The sequence below is a fragment of the Pseudoxanthomonas sp. Root65 genome (assembly GCF_001427635.1).
GTDB lineage: Bacteria > Pseudomonadota > Gammaproteobacteria > Xanthomonadales > Xanthomonadaceae > Pseudoxanthomonas_A.
The window spans coordinates 189,445-209,344 of sequence record NZ_LMHA01000002.1 but is presented as its reverse complement, the minus strand read 5'-3'; the positions used below and the strand labels follow the sequence as shown (position 1 = coordinate 209,344).

Here is a 19,900-nt window from a genome sequence, read left to right as displayed (position 1 = left end):
GTGCCCCGGGGTCGACCATCGTGTCAACGCGCCGGATGCCGCACGCCGGCCAGTCAGTCGTCGTCCGGCCAGCGGATCGTCGGTGCGGCCGCCGCCTTGCGCGGCGCGGGAATCGCGGCCACGGCGTTCCAGACCTTCAACGCATCCACGGTCGCGGCCACATCGTGCACGCGCACGATGGCGGCGCCGCGCTGCGCGGCGATCAGGTGCGCGGCCACGGACCCGGCCACGCGATCGGCCGGTACATCGCGGCCGGTGATCTGGCCGATGCTGCGCTTGCGCGACAGGCCGGCCAGTACCGGTACACCGAGTTCGACGAAGCGCTCCAGTTGCGCGAGCAACTGCAGGTTGTGCGCGGTGTCCTTGCCGAAACCGAAGCCCGGATCGACGACGAGGCGCTTCTTCGCAATACCCGCCATCTCGGCGGCGAAGATGCGCTCGGCCAGGAAGCGGTGCACGTCACCGACGACATCGTCGTAGTCGGGTGCGGCCTGCATCGAACGCGGCTCGCCCTGCATGTGCATCAGCACCACCGGCACGTCCAGCGCCGCGGCGGCATCGAGTGCGCCGTCGCGACGCAGCGCGTACACGTCGTTGATCATTCCCGCCCCCGCCTGCACGGCGGCGCGCATCACCGCCGGCTTGGACGTGTCGATGCTGATCGGTATCGACACCTGCGCCACGAGCCGTTCGATCACCGGCACCACGCGGCGCAATTCCTCTTCCAGCGGCACCTCATCGGCGCCCGGGCGGGTGGATTCGCCGCCGATATCGAGCAGGTCCGCACCCTCTTCCACCAGCTTCAGCGCATGCGCGACGGCGGCATCGGTGGTGTCGTGCGCGCCCCCATCGGAAAACGAATCCGGGGTGACGTTGACGATGCCCATGACTTGCGGGCGGTCGAGCCGGAGGATGCGACCGGCGCAGTCCAGCTGCGGAATGGTGTCGAACATGGCCGGCTCCGGAAACGTTGACCGGCATTGTAGATCGCGTGCCGTTGTGGGAGTGACGTCGGTCGCGACCCGGCACCCCACCGCCGCCGCACAAGAACATCACGACCGACGTCGCTGCCGCCCTGCCGAAACGACGAAGGCCTGGCATGGGCCAGGCCTTCGCGTCAGACGTTGTGAAGACCCGTGCGCCTCAGGTCTGCTCGGCCGGTCCACCGATCGGCGGCAGCGGACGCGATTCCGGCTTGTCGTCCTTGTCCGACCTGCCCCAGCCCAGCGGCGGCGGCACTTCGCGACCTTCCATGATGGCGTCGATCTGCGGCGCATCGATGGTTTCGTACTGCATCAGCGTATCCGCCATGACGTGCAGCTTGTCGATGTTGTCGGTAAGGATCTTGGTCGTGCGCGCGTACGCCTTGTCGAGGATGTTGCGGACCACTTCGTCGATCTTGCGCGCGGTGTCATCGGACACGTTCTTGTGCTGCGACACCGAACGTCCGAGGAAGACTTCTTCCTCTTCCTCGGCATAGGTGATCGGACCCAGCTCCTCGGACAGGCCCCACTTGGTGACCATGTTGCGGGCCATCTTGGTGGCGCGCTCGATGTCGTTGGACGCACCGGTGGTGACCTTGTCCGCACCGAAGATCAGTTCCTCGGCCACGCGCCCGCCATACAGCGTGCACAGGCGGCTCTCGATGCCGGTGCGGTTGATGCTGTACTTGTCGCCCTCCGGCAGGTAGACCGTCACGCCCAGCGCGCGGTCACGCGGAATGATGGTGACCTTGTAGACCGGGTCGTGCTCGGGCACCAGGCGGCCGACGATGGCGTGCCCGGACTCGTGGTAGGCCGTGTTGCGCTTTTCTTCCTCGCTCATCGCCATGGAGCGACGCTCGGTACCCATGATGATCTTGTCGCGGGCGCGGTCCAGGTGGTCCATGCGGACCTCCTTGGCGTTCTCGCGCGCGGCGAACAGGGCCGCCTCGTTGCAGAGGTTGGCAAGGTCGGCGCCGCTGAAGCCGGGGGTACCGCGCGCGATGACCATCGGCACCACATCGTCGGCCAGCGGCAGCTTGCGCATGTGCACGCGCAGGATCTGCTCGCGGCCCTTCACGTCGGGCAGGCCCACGGTCACCTGGCGGTCGAAGCGGCCCGGGCGCAGCAGCGCCGGGTCCAGCACGTCGGGACGGTTGGTCGCGGCGATCACGATGACGCCTTCGCCGCCCTCGAAACCGTCCATCTCGACCAGCAGCTGGTTGAGGGTCTGCTCGCGCTCGTCATGACCGCCGCCCAGGCCGGCACCGCGATGGCGGCCGACGGCGTCGATTTCGTCGATGAAGATGATGCAGGGCGCATGCTTCTTGGCCTGCTCGAACATGTCGCGCACGCGGCTGGCGCCGACGCCGACGAACATCTCGACGAAGTCCGAACCGGAAATGCTGAAGAACGGCACCTTGGCCTCGCCGGCGATGGCCTTGGCCAGCAGCGTCTTGCCGGTGCCGGGCTGGCCGACCATCAGCACGCCGCGCGGGATCTTGCCGCCCAGCTTCTGGAACTTGCCCGGGTCGCGCAGGAACTCGACCAGTTCGCCGACTTCTTCCTTGGCCTCGTCGCAACCGGCGACGTCGGCGAAGGTCACCTTCACCTGGTCCTCGCCCTGCAGCTTGGCACGCGACTTGCCGAAGGACATCGCGCCCTTGGCACCGCCGCCACCGCCCTGCATCTGCCGCATGATGAAGATCCAGAAGCCGATGATCAGCAGGACCGGCAGGAAGTTCAGCAGGATGGCCGTCAGGCTGATGCCGCTCGGCGGATCCTTCTGGGTGATCTCGACCTTCTTGGTGCGCAGGTCGTTGATCAGGTCGCGGTCGAACGGCGCATTGATGGTCTTGCTGTCGCCGTTGCGCAGCACGTAGGTGATCTCGCTGACGCCACCGCGGGCGTCGCCACCGAACTCGACGCGCTGCACGTTGCCGCTGTCCACCTGGTCGAGGAAGTCGGAATACGTGGTGCCGCCCGACATCGCGGCGGTGCTGGCGCCCTTGGGCGAAAAGCTCTGGAAGACGACCATCAGCACGACGGCGACGACTACCCACAGCAGCAGATTCTTGGTCAGGTCGTTCATCCTCATCGGCTCCGGTATTCCTCTTTGCGCTTGCGCACGTTACGTGACCTTACTTGATTTGGATCCGCTTGCCCTGTCCCAGGGCGTACACCTCGGGAGAGCGCTTGCGGGAGGCGTCCGGCTTCCGGATCGCCACCTTGTCATAGCGGCGGCGAAGCTCGCGGATGTAGTCGTCCGAGCCGGTGCCCTGGAACAGCTTGATCAGGAACGCCCCGCCCGGTTTCAGGTGGACGTGGGCGAATTCCATCGCCAACTCCGCCAGATGCATCATCCGCGGCTGGTCCACCGCATCCACACCACTCTTATTGGGGGCCATATCGGACAGCACAAGGTCCACCGGTGCACCGTCCAGCATGGCTTCCAGTTGCGATAGGACGCTGTCCTCCCTGAAATCCCCATGAAGGAACTCCACCCCGGCCAGCGGCGGCATGTCCAGGATGTCCATGGCCACCACCCGGCCGCTGGCACCCAGCGCCTGGCGGACGAACTGCGACCAGCCACCGGGGGCCGCGCCCAGGTCGACCACGACCATGCCCGGCTTGAGCAGGCGGTCGCGTTCCAGCAGCTCTTCCAGCTTGTAGGCGGCACGCGAGCGCAGACCCTCGGCCTGGGCCTTCTTCACGTACGGATCGGAGAAATGTTCCTTGAGCCAGCGCTGGCTGCTCTTGCTGCGGGTAGCCATGGGCGAGGTCTCTGGGCACGCTGCGACGGGAGCCGCCGGAGCCGTTCTGGGGGGTTGCCATGATACCCTGATCACCCTTTTCCACCCGTACCGTGCCGCATGCCCGTCGCCCTGACCGCTGCCCAGACCCGTTTCCTGCGCGGCCAGGCCCACGACCTGAAGGCCCTGCTGCAGATCGGCAACAAGGGCGTAACCCCGGCCTTCATCGCCGAGCTGGACGCTGTGCTGGAGCAGCACGAACTGGTCAAGGTCAAGGTCATCGGCGAAGACCGCGAGGCCCGTGACGCCATGATCGGCGAATTGGCCGACAAGGTCGACGCCGCCCTCGTGCAGCGGATCGGCCATACCGCCGTCCTCTACCGCCCCAGCAAGGAACGCCGACACATCGTGCTGCCGCGCGGCTGATCCCGGCACGCAGGCGCCTGCCATGCAACTGAGCCACGAACTGCCCGACTACGCCTTCGCCCTGCGGTCCGCCGACGGCAGCCTCGCGCGCGTGAACGACCGCACGCTGTCGGCCAGCTTCATCCTTTCCCCGCAGCAACTCGTGGAAGACTGGCCGGCGCACGACAGTGCCGCGCTGGTACCGGACGATCTGGCGCCCCTGCTGGCGCTGCAGCCGGAAGTGATCCTGCTGGGGACGGGCGACCGGCAGGTGTTCCCGCCCGCGGCCGTGATGGCGGCCTGCCTGCGCCAGGGCGTGGGCCTGGAAGTCATGACCAATGCCGCCGCCGCCCGCACCTTCAACGTGCTGGCCGGCGAATCGCGCAAGGTCGTCGCCGGTTTCCTGCTGGCTCCCCGCTGACCCCGGCGCGGCGATGGGTCGCGCCGGCCTGCTGCTGCTCGTCGTCGGGTCGATCACGGCCTGCACCCCTCCCACCCCCGATGCCGTCCAGCGCTACAGCTCATGGCAGCAAAGCGCTGGCGCGCAGGGGCTGAGCGGATACGAGCGCACCCTGGCCGATGCCGGCGTCGGCGATGTCGTCCCCATGCACGCACTCCTGCGGTCCAGCCGCCGCTGGCAGGCCTGCGAGGCGCCGGAATTCCTGCTCCCGCCCCCAGATCGCGCGGCGGCCATCGTGCCGACCCTGCGCCTGGTGGCGCAGTTGCAGGCGATGGGGATCGTCGAAGGCGGCAATGTCCGTTCGGGTTACCGGTCCGCCGACGTGAACCGCTGCTCGGGCGGAAGCAGCCGCAGCCGTCACCTGCTCAACAACGCACTGGACTTCGACCTCGCCGACGACACCCATGTGGCCGCCCTGTGCGCGTTCTGGCGCACCCGGGGACCGTCGCTGGCGATGGGATTGGGCTTCTATACGCCGACACGGATCCACATCGATACCGAGGGGCATCGCACGTGGGGAACCGACCATCGTCGCGGCACCTCGCTGTGCGTGGGCACGGCCGGTCAGTCGGCGACGCGCACCAGCCGCACCCGCACGCCGTAGTGGTCGGAGGGCCAGGCGCCCGTGGCGTCGGTCTGGTCGAGGATGATGTCGGCGTCGGCAACACGGAACACATCGCGCTGCGCGAACACGTGATCGATGCGGATCGGCGCGTGGCCCAGGTGCGGGTTGAGCGTGGTGTGCGCCGGTGTATTGGCATCCACGCCCATGTGCGCCTGTTCGTAGGCCTCGATGAATCGCGCACGCAGCGGGGCCAGTTCCGGCGTATCCGAACGTGTATTGAAATCGCCGCCGATGATCGAGGGCGCATCGCCCGCCGTTTCGTCGATCAGCGCCAGCACGCCGGCGATCTGCTCGGCACGGATCGCGCCGCCTTCCGGCTTGTAGTGCAGATGGGTCGCGTAGACGTTCAACGGGCGGCCATCGACCGTGGTGCGCACCCAGCCTGCATTGCGGTAGTCGTCCAGCGGCGCCAGCGTGACCCCGCGCGACTGCTCGATCTCACCTTTCACCAGGATGGCATTGCCGTAGCGGCGAACCTGGTCCGGCGCATCGGCGGAAAAGAAGCGGTACTGGTAGCCCAGCCGCGAGGCCAGCACCTGGGCCTGGTTGGGCAAGGCGGCGTCCTGCAGCACTTCCTGCAACACGATCACCTCCGGCGACAGAGACGTCAGCTCGGCGACGATCATGTCCTGCCGGCGCGGCCAGTCCTGCTTGTCGTGCCAGAGGTTGAGGGTGACGACGTCGAAGGTCGACGGTGCCGGCACCGTCCGCCGGTGCTGGCAGGCCGCCAGCGCCAGCACCGCGAGCAGCGCCACGGTGGCGATGGCCGGCTTCCGCCACGAGGACAGGGACATCGGCACGGCGCTCAACGCGGCGGCAGATACTGCAACGGATCCACCGGCTTGCCGTTGTGGCGGATCTCGAAGTGCAGCATGTCGCGCGAGGCGCCGCTGCGGCCCATCTCCGCGATCTGCTGGCCGGCCTTGATGCTCTGGCCTTCGTTCACCAGGCGCTTGCGGTTGTGTCCGTACGCGGACAGCCAGGCTTCGCTGTGCTTGATGATGATTAGTTCGCCGTAACCCACCAGCCCCGCGCCGGAATAGACCACCACGCCATCCGCGGCGGCACGCACCGCCTGCCCGCTGCTGCCGGCGATATCGACGCCCTGCTTGGTGGCATCGCCCGCGACGAAGCGGCCGATCAGGTGCCCGTCGGCAGGCCAGCGCCAGGTGAATCCACTTGCGGCCGGCGCCGGCGTTGCCGCCGGGCGGGTGACGGGTGACGGGTGCCGGAGGCGGCCGGGTGGCCGTGCCGGTCGCGGGCCGGGTCGGCGCGGGTGCGCCGGTTGTGCCCGAAGGCCGGCTGCTGCCACTGCCTGGAAAGAGTTTCAGCGACTGGCCGGGATAGATCGTGTAAGGCGCAGCCAGGCCGTTCCAGCGGGCCAGATCGTTGACGTCCACCCCGTTGCGGAAGGCGATGCCGTACAGCGTGTCGCCACGCTGCACGCGCACCGTGGCGCCCGGCTTGGCCTGCGACGGCTTGCGCGTGGACGACGAGGTCGAAGGCTCGCGCACCACCGTCGTGGAACAGGCACCCAGCATCGCCACGGCGATGCCGATCAAGAGGGCGCGCGTGATGCGGTGGCCGGAGCGGAGCGTCGTGGTCATGCGTTCGGTCGTTTCCTCACAAGGCGGGAGCCGCACGGCTCAGCCGGTCAATCGCTGGAACAGTTCGCGGGCCGCCACGCCGCCGCCACCGATCAGCACGCTGAAATAGACGATCGTGCCGATATTGGCCAGATGGCCGAGCAGGATGGCGCCGCCGTCGCGCTGAATGAAGCCGATGGCATACAGCAGCAGGGCCAAGGCTGGCAGGGTGTTGCTGAATGGTACGAATCCGAAAGGGGCCATCAGCAGCAGCGCCGCCAGGATGAAGGCCAGATTGTTGATGACGCCCTGTCCCGGCCCGTCGACGAACAGCCGCAACCGGCGCGGACGGCTGATCTTTTCCATGCGACGCACCCACACCAGGCCCGACGTCAGGCCCGGCCTCAGGCGATCGGCCGGCAAGGCTTTGTGCTTGATCCGCTGCGGCAACCACAGGGGCCGGTTGACCAGACGGCTGATGCCGACGAGCAGGATCGCGGCACCAAAGACAGTGCTCACGCCCGGGATCGAGACCGGGATCAGGAATACCAGTGTCAGCAGGATGGTCAGCAGCAGCAGGCCCTCATCGCTGAAGACATCCAGCAGTTCGCCAAGACTCAGCGAATCCGGGGGCAGCCGCTCGATGATGCCGGCCAGCTGTTCGCCCAGCGATGAAGTGTCGCCGGGAAGTCCATGGCGGGGATCGGGTGTCGTCACGCCTTCAATCCAGCGTGCCGGACAGCAGCGGCACGAACACCACCGGCGCCAGCGTGGTTTCCTCCACGCTGCCATCGTCGCGCTTCACCAGCCGCACCAGCGACTGCGAACCGCTGCCCCCGACCGGCGCCACGAGTTGTCCGCCGACAGCGAGTTGTTCCACCAGCACCGGCACCAGCGCAGGCGCGGCGGCGGTCACGATGATGGCGTCGTAAGGACCATGCTCGGCCCAGCCGATGCGTCCGTCATCGTGCTTGCTGCGCACGTTGAACCCCATCTGGCGCAACCGCTTGCGCGCCTGCCGCAGCAGGTCGCCGATGCGCTCGACGGTATAGACCTCCAGCCCCAGCACGGCCAGCACGGCCGCCTGGTAACCGGAGCCGGTACCGATCTCAAGTACCTTCTTCGGCGCCGTTTCCAGCAGCACCTCGGTCATCCGCGCCACCACCCACGGCTGCGAGATGGTCTGGCTGTGGCCGATCGGCAGCGCGGTGTCCTCGTACGCGCGCGTCGCCAGCGCCTCGTCGACGAACAGGTGGCGCGGCAATGTGCGGATGGCGTTGAGCACGCGCTCGTCGGCGATGCCGGCCTCGCGCAGGCGCTCGACCAGACGGTCGCGTACCCGCTGCGAGGTCATGCCCACGCCCACCGCTTCGGGCTGCAGCCGCAACCGTGGCGTCATGCCGGATCCTCGAGCGCGGCCGTCAGGCCATCGACCCAGCCGGCGACTTTTTCCAGCGCCTGGTAGCGGGTCAGGTCGACGTGGATCGGCGTGATCGAGATATGGCCGGTGCGCACCGCATGGAAATCGGTGCCCGGGCCCGCATCCTGCTCGCGCCCGGCGGGCCCGATCCAGTACACGGTGTGGCCGCGCGGATCCGGTTGCGGCACGCAGGCCTCGGAACGGTGGCGGTTGCCGAGGCGGGTGACCTCGAAGCCGCGCACGTCCGCCCAGGCCAGATCCGGCACGTTGACGTTGAGGATGGTGTCGGCCGGCAGCGGGTCCGACTTCAGCCGGGCCACGATTTCCACGGCGGCGCGCGCGGCGGTGTCGTAGTGGTTGGCGTCGTGGTTCTTGCTGACCAGCGACATCGCCACCGCCGGCAGGCCGAGGAACCGCCCCTCCATCGCCGCCGACACGGTGCCGGAGTAAATGACGTCGTCGCCCAGGTTGGCGGTGTTGTTGATGCCCGACACCACGATGTCCGGCTCGAACTCCAGCATGCCGGTCAATGCCAGGTGCACGCAGTCGGTCGGCGTGCCGGCGATGCTGCAGGTGTAGTGGTCGATGCGCTTCAGCCGGATCGGCAGGTCGAGCGTCAGCGAGTTGCTGGCACCGGAGCGGTCGCGGTCGGGCGCGACCACATACACTTCGTGGCCCGCATGGCGCAGGCCCTCTGCCAGGATTCGGATGCCGGGGGCGTCGACGCCGTCGTCGTTGCTGACCAGTACGCGCATGGGTTTCCTCAGGGACGGCCCCATGATACCGGAACCGCGCCGGTGCTTCCCGCGCTTGCGTCACGTCGCGATGCCGCTACGCTGATGGCATGGCCCGTTCCGCCCCGCCCGATGACGATGACGATGACGCTGCGCTGTTCCGCGATGCGATCGGCGAGGTGCGCAAGCTGCAGGAGGCGCCGCTGCCACCCCGCAAGGCGCCTCCGAGACCGGCGGCACGCATGGCCGAGCGCGACGAACACGATGCGCGCAGCGAGTTCCAACGTGGCCTGGACACGCTGGACCTGCATGCGGCGGGCGATGTCTTGAGCTACCGCCGCGAGGCGCTGTCGCCCCGCGCCTTCCAGCGTCTCAAGCGGGGACAGTTCTCGGTGCAGGACGAACTGGACCTGCACGGCGCCACTGCGCTGCAGGCGGAAAGCCTGCTACGCCGGTTCCTCGCCGAGGCGCATGCGCACGACCACGGCTGCGTGCGCGTGATCCATGGCAAGGGCCAGCGATCGGACAGCGACGCACCCGTGCTGAAGAATCTGGTCGACCGGATCCTGCGCCAGCGCGCCGACGTCATGGCCTTCCACTCGGCACCGCCCACGCAGGGCGGCACCGGGGCGGTCCTGGTACTGCTTGCCCACCGCTGAGCGCGCCATCGGCAGGCGCCACGCCCTTATTGCGGGGCGGCCTTCTTTTCCTCGATCCGCGGTGGATTGACCCAGGTCAACGTGATGCCTCGCCGTTTGGCGATCCGTTCCACATAAGCGATGTACTGCTGTTCGGCGGTGAGTGGCCGCTGTTCGGGCGGAGGCGACGATGCGGTGCCACCGCTACTGGCGCAAGCTGCCAGCAAACCACACGCGGAGACGGCAACGGCGAGACGGATCATGGCGTTCATGGCATTCCCTCCGACACAGGTCAATGGGGTCTGGCGACGCCACTCGCTCCCGACGTCATGGCGGCGTGGCGTGCCTGATTGCGCTTATACGCCTGCGGTGCATCGCTTCCAGTGCCGTCAGTCGCGTGCCGACGGACGGTCGTCGCCCTGCGACGCATCCGTGACCGTGCCCAGCTCGTGCAGCACGGCGGTGGCATAGCTGCCGGGCGGTAGCGCGAACGTCAGGCGCAAGGCGTCGTCCGGCAACCAGGACCATGCCAATCCCTGCGGAACCAGCCGCAGTGCGCGACGCTCCTGGCGCAATCCCTCCTGTTCCAGCCCGGCACGCAAGGCCAACGCGTCCTCGCCCTGCAACGCCGTTGTCTCGCATTCGCGCGCGTCCGCTTGCGTGCGCGGCTCGCCGGCGCCCCACAAGGGACCCGTGGGATGGATATCGAAGTGGGCAAGCCGCTGCGCCAACGGATCGCTCCACGGCTCGGGTCCGAACACGCTGCGACTGCCCGCCAGCATCCAGACCTCGCCTTCCAGGCCACGATTCCAGCTGCCGTCCGCCAGTCGGGCCGCGAGCACGCGGTTGAACAGCTCCGAGCGCGCCGCCGAGATCAGCAGCGAGCGCTGCTCGCGCCTGACGCGACGTCCGGCGAACATCGCCAGGGCCGCCGCCACGTTGCCGCCATCGCGGCCGAAGCGCTGCTCGCCGAACCAGTTCGGCAGGCCGTGCGCCGCGATCTCGCGCAGCCGCGCCTCGATGGCCTCGGCATCGCCGGCCACGTCGCGCAGCACCAGCTCGAACCGGTTGCCGGCCAGCGCACCGCGCGGCAGTTTGCGCGAGTGCCAGGTCGACGCGACGACCGTCAACCCGTCGACGGCCAGCTTCGCCAGATCGGGCGCCACCTTGCGCGGCAGATGTACGCTGAAGCGCTGCCGGGTCACCGCATGGCGATCCTTCAGTCCTGCGTAGCCCACGCCCATCTCGGCGATACCTGCCCACGCGGCGATCTGCTTGGCCGCAAACACGGTGTTCATGCCACGCTTCTCGACGGTGAGAAGCAGATGCTCGCCTTCGCCGGAGGGCTCGAAGCCGTCCAGTTCCTCGACGAAGAAATCCTCCGGCGTACTACGGATGCGCGCCGACAGCACCGGCGCCCCGAACGCGCGCGGCAAGCCGCCGTCGCTCACGCCTTCACCAGCAGCACCGTGGCCTGGGCGGCGATGCCTTCACCACGCCCGGTGAAGCCCAGCTTCTCGGTCGTGGTGGCCTTGATGCTGACGGCATCGACACCGATGCCCAGGTCTTCAGCCACGCAGGCGCGCATCGCGTCGGCATGCGGCCCCACCTTCGGTCGCTCGCAGATCACGGTGACGTCGGCATTGCCGACCCGCCAGCCGCGTTCGGCGATCAAGGCATTGCAATGGCGGACGAACGCACGGCTGTCCGCGCCTTTCCAGCGATCGTCCGACGGCGGAAAGTGCTTACCGATGTCGCCCAGCGCCAACGCGCCGAGCATCGCGTCGCACAGCGCATGCAGCACCACATCGCCATCGCTGTGCGCCAGCACGCCGCGCTCATGCGGCACGCGCACACCTCCCAACATGACGTGGTCGCCGTCGCCGAAGGCGTGCACGTCGAAGCCCTGGCCGATGCGGATGTTCAAGGAGTCGGACATGGTGTTCCCGTTAAAGCGTCAGCGGCTGCGCTGCGCCAGTTCGTAGGCGAACCGCGCCAGGTCCGCCGGCGTGGTGATCTTGAAGTTGCTCTCCGCGCCCTCGACCAGCAGCGGTCGCAAGCCGAGACGCTCCATCGCCATTGCCTCGTCGGTCACCTCGACGCCGTCGGCGGTGGCCGCTTCCAGCGCGCGGGTCAGTTGCAGGCGGCGGAACAGCTGCGGAGTGAACGCGCGCCACAGCCGTTCCCGCGGTTCGGTGGCGTCGATGCCACCATCGTCGCCGGCCCGCTTCAAGGTGTCGCGCACCGGCGCGGCCAGGATCGCACCGACCGGATCATTGCGTCCGCGCTCCAGCAGTTGCGACAGGTCGGACAGCGACAGGTTGGGGCGCGCGGCGTCATGCACCAGCACGAAGTCATCCGCGCGCACCTCGTCGGGCAATGCGTGCAGGCCCGCCAGCACCGAGGCGGCACGGCTCGCGCCGCCGACGCAGGCGCGCACGGGCTTGCCGGCGAACGCGGTCCAGCGCGGCCAGTCCGGATCGTGTTCCGACACCGGCACCACCGCGCCCTCCACCGCATCGTGCGCGAACAGCGCCGCCAGCGTGTGCGCGATCAGCGGCGCACCGTCGACGACGAGATACTGCTTGGGAAGCTCACCGCCGAAGCGCGTGCCGCGTCCCGCCGCCGGCACGACGGCCCAGAGGCGGGCCATCAGGGAACGCGGTCCGCGACGTCATCGTCGCTTCCACCCGCGTCACCGCCCGGCGGCGGCACGGGCGCAACGGTTTCGACCACGCGGTAGAACTTCTCGCCGGGCTTGATCATGCCCAGCTCGCTGCGTGCGCGCTCCTCGACCGCCGATTCGCCGGACTTGAGGTCCTCGACTTCGGCGGCCAGCGCATCGTTGCGCTCCTGCAGGCCGGCGTTCTCGCGCTTCTGCGAGGCGACCTGCTGCTCCAGCGCGACGACCTGGCCCGAGCTGCCGACGCCGAACCAGAACTTGTACTGCAGCCATCCCAGCAGCAGTACCAGCACCAGCAGCAGCCAGGGCGCCTTGCGCATGGATTACTTCTTCAACGAGACGAAGGCGTTGCGGCCGGCGTAGCGCGCCTTGCTGCCCAGCGCCTCTTCGATGCGCAGCAGCTGGTTGTACTTGGCCACGCGGTCGCTGCGGCACAACGAGCCGGTCTTGATCTGCGTGGCCGTCGTGGCCACCGCGATATCGGCGATGGTGGTGTCCTCGGTCTCGCCCGAACGGTGCGACACGACGGCGGCGTAGTTCGCGTGGTGGGCCATGGCGATGGCTTCCAGCGTTTCGGTCAGCGTGCCGATCTGGTTGACCTTGATCAGGATGGCGTTGGCGGTGCCGGACTCGATGCCTTCCTTGAAGATCTTCGGGTTGGTGACGAACAGGTCGTCGCCGACCAGCTGCACCTTCTTGCCGATACGATCGGTCAGCAGCTTCCAACCCGCCCAGTCGTCCTCGGCCAAGCCATCTTCGATGGTGATGATCGGATACTGCGCAGCCCAGTCGGCGAGGAAATCGACGAACTGCTCGCTGGTCAGGCGCTTGTTCTCGCCGACCAGATGGTACTTGCCGTTGTCGAAGAACTCGCTGGAGGCCACGTCCAAGCCCAGCTGCACGTCCTCGCCGGCGGTGTAGCCGGCCTTGCCGATGGCTTCCAGGATGGTGTCCAGCGCTTCCACGTTGCTGCGGAAATCCGGGGCGAAGCCACCTTCGTCGCCGACCGCCGTGCTCAGGCCATGGCCCTTCAGCACCGACTTCAGCGAGTGGAAGATCTCGGTGCCGGCACGCAGCGATTCAGCGAACGAGTCGAAACCCACCGGCAGCACCATGAACTCCTGGAAGTCCACGTTGTTGTCGGCATGAGCGCCGCCGTTGATGATGTTCATCATCGGCACCGGCAGCGTCACGTCGTTGCCGTTGGCCAGGTGCTGCCACAGCGGGACCTTCTTGGACGCGGCCACCGCATGCGCGTTGGCCATCGACACGCCGAGCAGCGCATTGGCGCCCAGGCGGCCCTTGTTCTCGGTACCGTCCAGGTCGATCAGGCGACGGTCCAGGCCTTCCTGGTCGGCGGCGTCGAAGCCCTTCAGCGCGGTCGCGATGGTGGTGTTGACGTTCTCCACCGCCTTGCGCACGCCCTTGCCCAGGTAGCGCGTCTTGTCGCCGTCGCGCAGCTCCACGGCTTCCTTGGTGCCGGTCGAGGCGCCGGACGGCACCATGGCGCGACCGAAGGAACCGTCGTCCAGCGTGACCTCGGCTTCGAGGGTGGGATTGCCGCGGGAATCGAGGATTTCGCGGGCGTGGATCTTGGCGATGTTGGTCATGGCGGGGTCGGATTGGAGGAAAGGGAGTGTTCCACTTCGGCCAGTGCCGCAAGGCTTCGCGGACTCCGGTCGATCATAAACGTGCCGTAGCGAGGCTCGATCTTGTCGCCTGACTCGACCGCCGCCTGGGCAAAGATAAGGTAATCGCGTCCTTCCATCAGCACGACATCGCAGCTGGTGGTGCCGCTCCCGATGGGAGCTCCTTTCGGGATCGTTCCCTTCAGGATGCGCATCACGGTGACATCGGCGGACTGGGTCGGCAGGCGGATCGGTACGTTCAACGGCGGATCACTGAAGATGCGCTCGGTGAAGGCAGCTTCCTCGGCCGTCAGTGGATGGATGCGATCGACATGGACGATGGCAACCATGTCCGACGTCTGCACCAGTTCGGCGATCGGCGGCGCGCGCATTGGTGGGTTCGTCGTGCATGCGTCCGCGCAAAGCGGAGCTCCTGCGAAGGTCAGCAACAGACCTATGGATGCCGCTCGCATCATCCTGGATGGACCGCCTGCCGATCCCATCAGACCGTGCTCTCCAAAAAACCATTCTTCTTGGTGATGCCGTCCAGCGCAAGCAGCGTTTCCAGCAGCGTTTCCATCTTGTCCAGCGGCCACGCGTTCGGGCCATCGGACAGGGCCTTGGACGGATCCGGGTGCGTTTCGGCGAACAGGCCTGACACTCCCACCGCGACCGCCGCACGCGCCAGCACCGGCACGAACTCGCGCTGGCCGCCGGAGCTGGTGCCCTGCCCGCCCGGCAACTGCACCGAGTGCGTGGCATCGAACACGACCGGGCAACCGGTATCGCGCATCACGCTCAGCGAGCGCATGTCGCTGACCAGGTTGTTGTAGCCGAACGAGGCACCGCGCTCGCAGACCATGATGTCGTGATTGCCGGTGGACTTGGCCTTCTCGACGACCGGCTTCATGTCCCACGGCGACAGGAACTGACCCTTCTTGATGTTGACCGGCTTGCCGGCGGCGCAGACCTTCCTGATGAAGTCGGTCTGGCGCACGAGGAACGCGGGCGTCTGCAGCACGTCGACCACGGCCGCGACTTCGTCCATGGGCGTGTATTCGTGCACGTCGGTCAGGACCGGCACGCCGACCTGCTTCTTCACCGCGTCCAGCACCTTCAGGCCTTCTTCCATGCCGGGGCCGCGGAAGCTGGTGCCGGAGGTGCGGTTGGCCTTGTCGAAGCTGGACTTGAAGATGAAGTTCATCCCCAGCTTGCCTGTGATCTCCTTCAGGCGGCCGGCGACATCGATCTGCAACTGCATCGATTCGATCACGCACGGGCCGGCGATCAGGAACAGGGGCTGGTCAAGGCCGACGTCGAATCCACAAAGCTTCATTCAAACACCTCTCGTTTGAGCCCCTCTCCCCCGGGAGAGGGGGTGGGGTGAGGGTACGGCGGAATCGGGAAGGCGGGAACATACTGGATTCCGCCGGACCCTCATCCGCCCCTTCGGGGCACCTTCTCCCGGCGGGAGAAGGAAACAACATTTACGCCCGCGCTTCCTTCAACAGCTTGCCGCCGGCCTTCTTCTCGCGCGCGGCGCGGATGAAGCCGACGAACAGCGGATGGCCGTCGCGCGGCGTGGACAGGAATTCCGGATGCGCCTGGCAGGCCAGGAACCACGGGTGCACGGTGCGCGGCAGTTCCACCATCTCCACCAGCAGATCGTCCATCGACTTGGCGGCGATCACCAGGCCGGCGTCTTCCAGTTGCGTGCGGTAGCGGTTGTTGAACTCGTAGCGATGACGATGGCGCTCGGCCACCACGTCCTTGCCGTACAGATCACGCGCCAGCGTGCCCGGCTTGAGGCGCTGTTCCTGCAGGCCCAGGCGCATGGTGCCGCCCAGATCGGAGCGCTCGTCGCGCTTCTCGACATCGCCGGTCGCGGTGCGCCATTCGGTGATCAGGCCGATCACCGGGTGCGGCGACTGCTTGTCGTTCTCGGTGCTGTTGGCGTTGTCCAGCCCGGCGACATGGCGGGCGTAATCGACGACCGCCGCCTGCATGCCGTAGCAGATGCCGAAGTAGGGCAGCTTCTGTTCGCGGGCGAAGCGCGAGGTCAGCACCTTGCCCTCGAAGCCGCGATCACCGAAGCCGCCCGGCACCAGCACGCCGTCCACGCCCTGCAGCAGGGCCATGTCGGTGCCTTCCAGCTCCTGCGCTTCGATCCACTTGAGGTTGACGCGCGTGCGCTGGCGCAGGCCGCCGTGCTTGAGTGCTTCGCCGACGGACTTGTAGGCGTCCTGGTGATCGACATACTTGCCGACGACGGCGATGGTCACCTCGTCCAGCGGGTTGAGCGTGGCGTCAACCGCCGCTTCCCATTCGGACAGGTCCGCCGCCTTCGCGTTCTCGATGCGGAACTGGCGCAGAACGATCTCGTCCAACCCCTGGCCGTGCAGGCCCATCGGGATGCGGTACAGCACGTCCACGTCCGGCACGCTGATGACGGCGCGCTCGGGGACGTTGGTGAACAGCGAGATCTTGCGGCGCTCGGAGTCCGGGATCGGCTGCTCGGAGCGGCACAGCAGCACGTCCGGCTGGATGCCGATCGAGCGCAGTTCCTTCACCGAGTGCTGGGTGGGCTTGGTCTTCAGCTCGCCCGCGGCCGCGACGTACGGCACCAGCGTCAGGTGCATGAAGAGGGCCTTCTCGGGGCCGCGCTCGGTGCGGATCTGGCGGATCGCTTCCAGGAACGGCAGCGATTCGATGTCGCCGACCGTGCCACCGATCTCCACCAGCGCGACGTCGAAGCCCTCAGTGGCCTCGTCGATGCAGCGGCGGATCTCGTCGGTGATGTGCGGGATCACCTGCACGGTGGCGCCCAGGTAGTCGCCGCGGCGCTCCTTGCGGATCACGTTCTCGTAGATCCGGCCGGTGGTGACGGAATTCTTGCGGCTCAGGCGCGTGCGCACGAAGCGCTCGTAGTGGCCCAGGTCCAGGTCGGTCTCGGCGCCGTCGTCGGTGACGTAGACCTCACCGTGCTGGAACGGGCTCATGGTGCCCGGGTCGACGTTGATGTACGGGTCCAGCTTCATCATCGTGACCTTCAGGCCACGTGCTTCAAGAATGGACGCAAGCGAAGCGGCGGCGATGCCCTTGCCTAGCGAGGACACAACGCCGCCGGTAACGAAAATCAGGGGAGTCATGGGCGGGGCTCCGGAAAGCCATAGTCTACAGGCAACACGTGTCTCCCGGAAGCGCGACGCCCCGCCGAAGCGGGGCGTCTGGCCACAGTCCGATCACCGGAAACCCTTGCGCGGCAAGGCTCCCGGCGGATCGACACGGATCAGGGCTTGCGCTCTTCTTCCTCTTCGCCGGCCTTCTTCTGCTGGCCGTCGGCGGCCTTGCGCTGCTTGGCGGCGGCCTCGTTGGCGGCACGGCGACGGGCCTTGGCCTCGGGGTCGGAAGGGTCGCTGGTCTGCGACTGGTCCTGCTTGGGCTTGTCGGCATCGTTGGCGGTGCGCGACTGAGCGAACGCCTGGACCGCGAACAGCGCACCGGCGACGGCGGCGGAGAGCAGCAACAGGTTGCGGGACTTCATGGCGGTACTCCTCATGGGTAACGGGAATCTGGGGGCGCCGGGCGGCGTTCCAAGGGCATCCCTGTCCACGCGGCAAGCCTAGCGCCCGCCGCCCCGCCCTCGACTGAACATGGCAAAAAAGCCCGGCTGGCCGCACACTGCCGCCCGATCCGGGCCCGTCCCGGCGCGGAACGCAGCGCGTCGCGCGCCCTGCGACGCCCCTGCGGTGGACTGTCCACCCGTTCCTGTTCACTGCGGCGCCCTGGCGTCGCCCGTCGCACCGAGAAACCGAGCATCCATGAGCAGCCGCTACAACGCCGCCGACATCGAAGTCCTCTCCGGCCTTGACCCGGTCAAGCGCCGCCCCGGCATGTACACCGACACCTCGCGCCCGAATCACCTGGCGCAGGAAGTCATCGACAACGCGGTGGACGAGGCCCTGGCCGGCCATGCCGGCAGCATCGAGGTCACCCTGTACAAGGATGGCAGCTGCGAAGTCAGCGACGACGGACGCGGCATGCCGGTCGACATCCATCCCGAGGAGAAGATCCCCGGCGTGGAACTGATCCTCACCCGCCTGCATGCCGGCGGCAAGTTCAGCAACAAGAACTACACCTTCTCCGGCGGCCTGCATGGCGTGGGCGTCAGTGTTGTCAATGCACTGTCCACGCTGGTGGAAGTGCACATCAAGCGCGAGGGCAGCGAACACCGCATCACCTTCCGCAACGGCGACCGCGCCACCCCGCTGGAAGTGGTAGGCAGCGTGGGCAAGAAGAACACCGGCACGCGCGTGCGTTTCTGGGCCGACCCGAAGTATTTCGACACGCCGAAGTTCAACGTGCGTGCGCTCAAGCACCTGCTGCGCGCCAAGGCCGTGCTCTGCCCCGGGCTGAACGTCACCCTGTTCGACGAAGCCAGCGGCGAGCGCGACAGCTGGCATTACGAGGACGGCCTGCGCGATTACCTGCGCGGCGAGATGGCCGGCCGTGAGCTGCTGCCGCCGGAGCTGTTCGTCGGCCAGCTGAAGAAGGACAGCGAGGTCGTCGACTGGGCGGTCGCGTGGGTGCCGGAGGGCGAGATCGTCCAGGAAAGCTACGTCAACCTGATCCCCACCGCCCAGCACGGCACGCACGTGAACGGCCTGCGCAGCGGCCTGACCGATGCGCTGCGCGAGTTCTGCGACTTCCGCAACCTGCTGCCGCGCGGCGTGAAGCTGGCGCCGGAAGACGTGTGGGACCGCGTCACCTTCGTACTGTCGCTGAAGATGACCGACCCGCAGTTCAGCGGTCAGACCAAGGAACGCCTGTCCTCGCGCCAGGCCGCCGGCTTCATCGAAGGCGCCGCGCACGACGCCTTCAGCCTGTGGCTGAACCAGCACGTGGAGCTGGGCGAGAAGATCGCGCAGATCGCGATCGAACGCGCCAGCGCGCGCCTGAAGACCGAGAAGCAGGTCATCCGCAAGAAGGTCACGCAGGGTCCCGCCCTGCCCGGCAAGCTGGCCGACTGCATCAGCCAGGACCTCTCGCGCACCGAGCTGTTCCTGGTGGAAGGCGACTCGGCCGGCGGCAGCGCCAAGCAGGCGCGCGACAAGGATTTCCAGGCGATCCTGCCGCTGCGCGGCAAGATCCTCAATACGTGGGAAGTCGCCAGTACCTCGGTGCTCGCCTCCGACGAAGTGCACAACCTGGCCATCGCCATCGGTTGCGATCCCGGCAAGGACGACATCAGCGGGCTGCGCTACGGCAAGGTGGTGATCTTGGCCGACGCCGACTCGGACGGCCTGCACATCGCCACGCTGCTGACCGCGCTGTTCCTGCGCCACTTCCCCGCGCTGGTGAACGCCGGCCACGTGTTCGTGGCGATGCCGCCGCTGTTCCGCGTGGACGTGGGCAAGCAGGTGTTCTACGCGCTGGACGAGGAAGAGAAGCGCCTGCTGCTGGAAAAGATCGAGCGCGAGAAGATCCGGGGCCAGGTCAACGTCACCCGTTTCAAGGGTCTGGGCGAGATGAATCCGTCCCAGCTGCGCGAATCCACCATCCATCCCGACACGCGCCGGCTGGTGCAGCTGACCGTGGATGACGCACCGGAAACGCACGGCCTGATGGACATGCTGCTGGCGAAGAAGCGAGCGAGCGATCGCAAGGCTTGGCTGGAGACCAAGGGCGACCTGGCTTCCCTGGAAGTCTGACCGCGGCGATTCGTTGGATGGGGCCGTTGCGACGGCCTCGTTGCCATGTCCGTCGGATGTTCTGCGCGGCGCGGCTGGAGACGAAGGGCGATCTGGCGTCGCTCGAGGTCTGATCGCGACCCTGCGCCGCGTCGCACCGACGCGCGCAGGATCACCGCCCCACCGCAGACCGGTTCCCGGCAACTGCCAGCATCAAACGACTTCCGCTCGCTGCTTCGCTTGCCGCCGCCCAGCCCGCCCGACCCTTGAACATCATGTTCACCGCCCCGGTGCGATA

Annotated in this window: 22 protein-coding genes and 1 pseudogene; 5 read left to right on the top strand and 18 right to left on the bottom strand. The window is 67.5% G+C overall.

Going from position 1 to position 19,900, the window contains the following annotated elements:
• Positions 1 to 53: 53 nt before the first annotated feature.
• The 3 genes from folP to rlmE all read right to left on the bottom strand — a co-directional run bounded on the left by folP (position 54) and on the right by rlmE (position 3,754).
• A complete protein-coding gene (gene folP / locus ASD77_RS11440) occupies positions 54 to 953 on the bottom strand; it encodes a dihydropteroate synthase (RefSeq protein WP_055941625.1) in 900 nt (299 codons plus the stop codon).
• A 190-nt stretch (positions 954 to 1,143) separates the two neighbouring features.
• Positions 1,144 to 3,072 (bottom strand): ATP-dependent zinc metalloprotease FtsH, encoded by a 1,929-nt coding sequence (gene ftsH / locus ASD77_RS11435; protein ID WP_055941623.1) that lies wholly within the window; start codon positions 3,070 to 3,072, stop codon positions 1,144 to 1,146.
• Positions 3,073 to 3,121: 49 nt separating this feature from the next.
• The gene (gene rlmE / locus ASD77_RS11430) at positions 3,122 to 3,754 is read right to left on the bottom strand and encodes a 23S rRNA (uridine(2552)-2'-O)-methyltransferase RlmE (RefSeq protein ID WP_055941621.1); all 633 of its coding nucleotides are present in this window, start codon (positions 3,752 to 3,754) and stop codon (positions 3,122 to 3,124) included.
• Positions 3,755 to 3,853: 99 nt separating this feature from the next.
• Between rlmE and yhbY the strand changes: the two genes are divergently transcribed.
• The 3 genes from yhbY to ASD77_RS11415 are packed head-to-tail and all read left to right on the top strand — an operon-like array spanning position 3,854 to position 5,202.
• Complete coding sequence (gene yhbY / locus ASD77_RS11425) at positions 3,854 to 4,159, top strand: ribosome assembly RNA-binding protein YhbY (protein ID WP_055941619.1); 306 nt, start codon at positions 3,854 to 3,856, stop codon at positions 4,157 to 4,159.
• Positions 4,160 to 4,181: 22 nt separating this feature from the next.
• The gene (locus ASD77_RS11420) at positions 4,182 to 4,559 is read left to right on the top strand and encodes an Mth938-like domain-containing protein (RefSeq protein ID WP_055941617.1); all 378 of its coding nucleotides are present in this window, start codon (positions 4,182 to 4,184) and stop codon (positions 4,557 to 4,559) included.
• Between the two features lie 13 nt (positions 4,560 to 4,572).
• Entirely contained in the window at positions 4,573 to 5,202 is a 630-nt protein-coding gene (locus ASD77_RS11415) for a D-Ala-D-Ala carboxypeptidase family metallohydrolase (RefSeq protein ID WP_055941615.1), read from the top strand.
• On the opposite strand, the gene ASD77_RS11410 is transcribed toward ASD77_RS11415, so the two are convergent.
• The 5 genes and pseudogenes from ASD77_RS11410 to surE form a co-directional block, all read right to left on the bottom strand.
• Positions 5,163 to 6,017, bottom strand: coding sequence for an endonuclease/exonuclease/phosphatase family protein (locus ASD77_RS11410; RefSeq protein ID WP_055941613.1), 855 nt, complete (start codon positions 6,015 to 6,017; stop codon positions 5,163 to 5,165). The two genes, ASD77_RS11415 and ASD77_RS11410, sit on opposite strands and share 40 nt — an antisense overlap.
• Before the next feature lie 11 nt (positions 6,018 to 6,028).
• Positions 6,029 to 6,830 (bottom strand): annotated as a pseudogene (locus ASD77_RS11405) (peptidoglycan DD-metalloendopeptidase family protein).
• Positions 6,831 to 6,869: 39 nt separating this feature from the next.
• Positions 6,870 to 7,526, bottom strand: a complete 657-nt coding sequence (locus tag ASD77_RS11400; protein WP_055941611.1) for an exopolysaccharide biosynthesis protein — start codon at positions 7,524 to 7,526, stop codon at positions 6,870 to 6,872.
• A gap of 4 nt (positions 7,527 to 7,530) precedes the next feature.
• Entirely contained in the window at positions 7,531 to 8,208 is a 678-nt protein-coding gene (locus ASD77_RS11395; protein WP_055941609.1) for a protein-L-isoaspartate(D-aspartate) O-methyltransferase, read from the bottom strand.
• Entirely contained in the window at positions 8,205 to 8,984 is a 780-nt protein-coding gene (surE, locus tag ASD77_RS11390; protein WP_055941607.1) for a 5'/3'-nucleotidase SurE, read from the bottom strand. The genes ASD77_RS11395 and surE overlap by 4 nt, the downstream gene beginning before the upstream one ends.
• 89 nt (positions 8,985 to 9,073) lie before the next feature.
• Between surE and ASD77_RS11385 the strand changes: the two genes are divergently transcribed.
• The gene (locus ASD77_RS11385; RefSeq protein WP_055941605.1) at positions 9,074 to 9,622 is read left to right on the top strand and encodes a Smr/MutS family protein; all 549 of its coding nucleotides are present in this window, start codon (positions 9,074 to 9,076) and stop codon (positions 9,620 to 9,622) included.
• A 26-nt stretch (positions 9,623 to 9,648) separates the two neighbouring features.
• Here ASD77_RS11385 and ASD77_RS18125 read toward each other — a convergent pair whose 3' ends face one another.
• The 10 genes from ASD77_RS18125 to ASD77_RS11340 all read right to left on the bottom strand — a co-directional run bounded on the left by ASD77_RS18125 (position 9,649) and on the right by ASD77_RS11340 (position 17,456).
• Entirely contained in the window at positions 9,649 to 9,873 is a 225-nt protein-coding gene (locus ASD77_RS18125) for a hypothetical protein (RefSeq protein ID WP_156383607.1), read from the bottom strand.
• A 117-nt stretch (positions 9,874 to 9,990) separates the two neighbouring features.
• Entirely contained in the window at positions 9,991 to 11,052 is a 1,062-nt protein-coding gene (gene truD / locus ASD77_RS11380; protein ID WP_055941603.1) for a tRNA pseudouridine(13) synthase TruD, read from the bottom strand.
• Positions 11,049 to 11,540 carry a 2-C-methyl-D-erythritol 2,4-cyclodiphosphate synthase gene (gene ispF / locus ASD77_RS11375; RefSeq protein ID WP_055941601.1) on the bottom strand — a complete coding sequence of 164 codons (492 nt, stop codon included), beginning with the start codon at positions 11,538 to 11,540 and terminating at the stop codon, positions 11,049 to 11,051. Before ispF ends, truD begins: the two co-directional genes overlap by 4 nt.
• A gap of 18 nt (positions 11,541 to 11,558) precedes the next feature.
• Complete coding sequence (gene ispD / locus ASD77_RS11370; RefSeq protein ID WP_156383606.1) at positions 11,559 to 12,257, bottom strand: 2-C-methyl-D-erythritol 4-phosphate cytidylyltransferase; 699 nt, start codon at positions 12,255 to 12,257, stop codon at positions 11,559 to 11,561.
• Positions 12,254 to 12,604 (bottom strand): cell division protein FtsB, encoded by a 351-nt coding sequence (ftsB, locus tag ASD77_RS11365; protein ID WP_055941598.1) that lies wholly within the window; start codon positions 12,602 to 12,604, stop codon positions 12,254 to 12,256. The genes ispD and ftsB overlap by 4 nt, the downstream gene beginning before the upstream one ends.
• Before the next feature lie 3 nt (positions 12,605 to 12,607).
• Positions 12,608 to 13,894, bottom strand: a complete 1,287-nt coding sequence (gene eno / locus ASD77_RS11360; RefSeq protein WP_055941597.1) for a phosphopyruvate hydratase — start codon at positions 13,892 to 13,894, stop codon at positions 12,608 to 12,610.
• Positions 13,891 to 14,304, bottom strand: a complete 414-nt coding sequence (locus tag ASD77_RS11355) for a hypothetical protein (RefSeq protein WP_055941595.1) — start codon at positions 14,302 to 14,304, stop codon at positions 13,891 to 13,893. Before ASD77_RS11355 ends, eno begins: the two co-directional genes overlap by 4 nt.
• A gap of 110 nt (positions 14,305 to 14,414) precedes the next feature.
• The gene (kdsA, locus tag ASD77_RS11350) at positions 14,415 to 15,248 is read right to left on the bottom strand and encodes a 3-deoxy-8-phosphooctulonate synthase (protein WP_055941593.1); all 834 of its coding nucleotides are present in this window, start codon (positions 15,246 to 15,248) and stop codon (positions 14,415 to 14,417) included.
• A 151-nt stretch (positions 15,249 to 15,399) separates the two neighbouring features.
• Positions 15,400 to 17,061: a CTP synthase gene (locus ASD77_RS11345; protein WP_055941591.1), complete on the bottom strand. Its 1,662-nt coding sequence runs from the start codon at positions 17,059 to 17,061 to the stop codon at positions 15,400 to 15,402.
• Positions 17,062 to 17,201: 140 nt separating this feature from the next.
• Positions 17,202 to 17,456, bottom strand: coding sequence for a hypothetical protein (locus ASD77_RS11340; protein WP_055941589.1), 255 nt, complete (start codon positions 17,454 to 17,456; stop codon positions 17,202 to 17,204).
• Positions 17,457 to 17,733: 277 nt separating this feature from the next.
• Between ASD77_RS11340 and parE the strand changes: the two genes are divergently transcribed.
• On the top strand, positions 17,734 to 19,623 hold the full coding sequence (parE, locus tag ASD77_RS11335) for a DNA topoisomerase IV subunit B (protein ID WP_055941587.1): 1,890 nt from the start codon (positions 17,734 to 17,736) through the stop codon (positions 19,621 to 19,623).
• The last annotated feature ends 277 nt before the right edge of the window (positions 19,624 to 19,900 follow it).

What these genes read in the sequence shown, in the direction of transcription:
- folP (WP_055941625.1), bottom strand. Translation starts at nt 953, where the DNA reads ATGTTCGACACCATTCCGCAGCTGGACTGCGCCGGTCGCATCCTCCGG.
- ftsH (WP_055941623.1), bottom strand. Translation starts at nt 3,072, where the DNA reads ATGAACGACCTGACCAAGAATCTGCTGCTGTGGGTAGTCGTCGCCGTC.
- rlmE (WP_055941621.1), bottom strand. Translation starts at nt 3,754, where the DNA reads ATGGCTACCCGCAGCAAGAGCAGCCAGCGCTGGCTCAAGGAACATTTC.
- yhbY (WP_055941619.1), top strand. Translation starts at nt 3,854, where the DNA reads ATGCCCGTCGCCCTGACCGCTGCCCAGACCCGTTTCCTGCGCGGCCAG.
- ASD77_RS11420 (WP_055941617.1), top strand. Translation starts at nt 4,182, where the DNA reads ATGCAACTGAGCCACGAACTGCCCGACTACGCCTTCGCCCTGCGGTCC.
- ASD77_RS11415 (WP_055941615.1), top strand. Translation starts at nt 4,573, where the DNA reads ATGGGTCGCGCCGGCCTGCTGCTGCTCGTCGTCGGGTCGATCACGGCC.
- ASD77_RS11410 (WP_055941613.1), bottom strand. Translation starts at nt 6,017, where the DNA reads ATGTCCCTGTCCTCGTGGCGGAAGCCGGCCATCGCCACCGTGGCGCTG.
- ASD77_RS11395 (WP_055941609.1), bottom strand. Translation starts at nt 8,208, where the DNA reads ATGACGCCACGGTTGCGGCTGCAGCCCGAAGCGGTGGGCGTGGGCATG.
- surE (WP_055941607.1), bottom strand. Translation starts at nt 8,984, where the DNA reads ATGCGCGTACTGGTCAGCAACGACGACGGCGTCGACGCCCCCGGCATC.
- ASD77_RS11385 (WP_055941605.1), top strand. Translation starts at nt 9,074, where the DNA reads ATGGCCCGTTCCGCCCCGCCCGATGACGATGACGATGACGCTGCGCTG.
- ASD77_RS18125 (WP_156383607.1), bottom strand. Translation starts at nt 9,873, where the DNA reads ATGAACGCCATGATCCGTCTCGCCGTTGCCGTCTCCGCGTGTGGTTTG.
- ispF (WP_055941601.1), bottom strand. Translation starts at nt 11,540, where the DNA reads ATGTCCGACTCCTTGAACATCCGCATCGGCCAGGGCTTCGACGTGCAC.
- ftsB (WP_055941598.1), bottom strand. Translation starts at nt 12,604, where the DNA reads ATGCGCAAGGCGCCCTGGCTGCTGCTGGTGCTGGTACTGCTGCTGGGA.
- eno (WP_055941597.1), bottom strand. Translation starts at nt 13,894, where the DNA reads ATGACCAACATCGCCAAGATCCACGCCCGCGAAATCCTCGATTCCCGC.
- ASD77_RS11355 (WP_055941595.1), bottom strand. Translation starts at nt 14,304, where the DNA reads ATGCGCGCGCCGCCGATCGCCGAACTGGTGCAGACGTCGGACATGGTT.
- kdsA (WP_055941593.1), bottom strand. Translation starts at nt 15,248, where the DNA reads ATGAAGCTTTGTGGATTCGACGTCGGCCTTGACCAGCCCCTGTTCCTG.
- ASD77_RS11345 (WP_055941591.1), bottom strand. Translation starts at nt 17,061, where the DNA reads ATGACTCCCCTGATTTTCGTTACCGGCGGCGTTGTGTCCTCGCTAGGC.
- ASD77_RS11340 (WP_055941589.1), bottom strand. Translation starts at nt 17,456, where the DNA reads ATGAAGTCCCGCAACCTGTTGCTGCTCTCCGCCGCCGTCGCCGGTGCG.
- parE (WP_055941587.1), top strand. Translation starts at nt 17,734, where the DNA reads ATGAGCAGCCGCTACAACGCCGCCGACATCGAAGTCCTCTCCGGCCTT.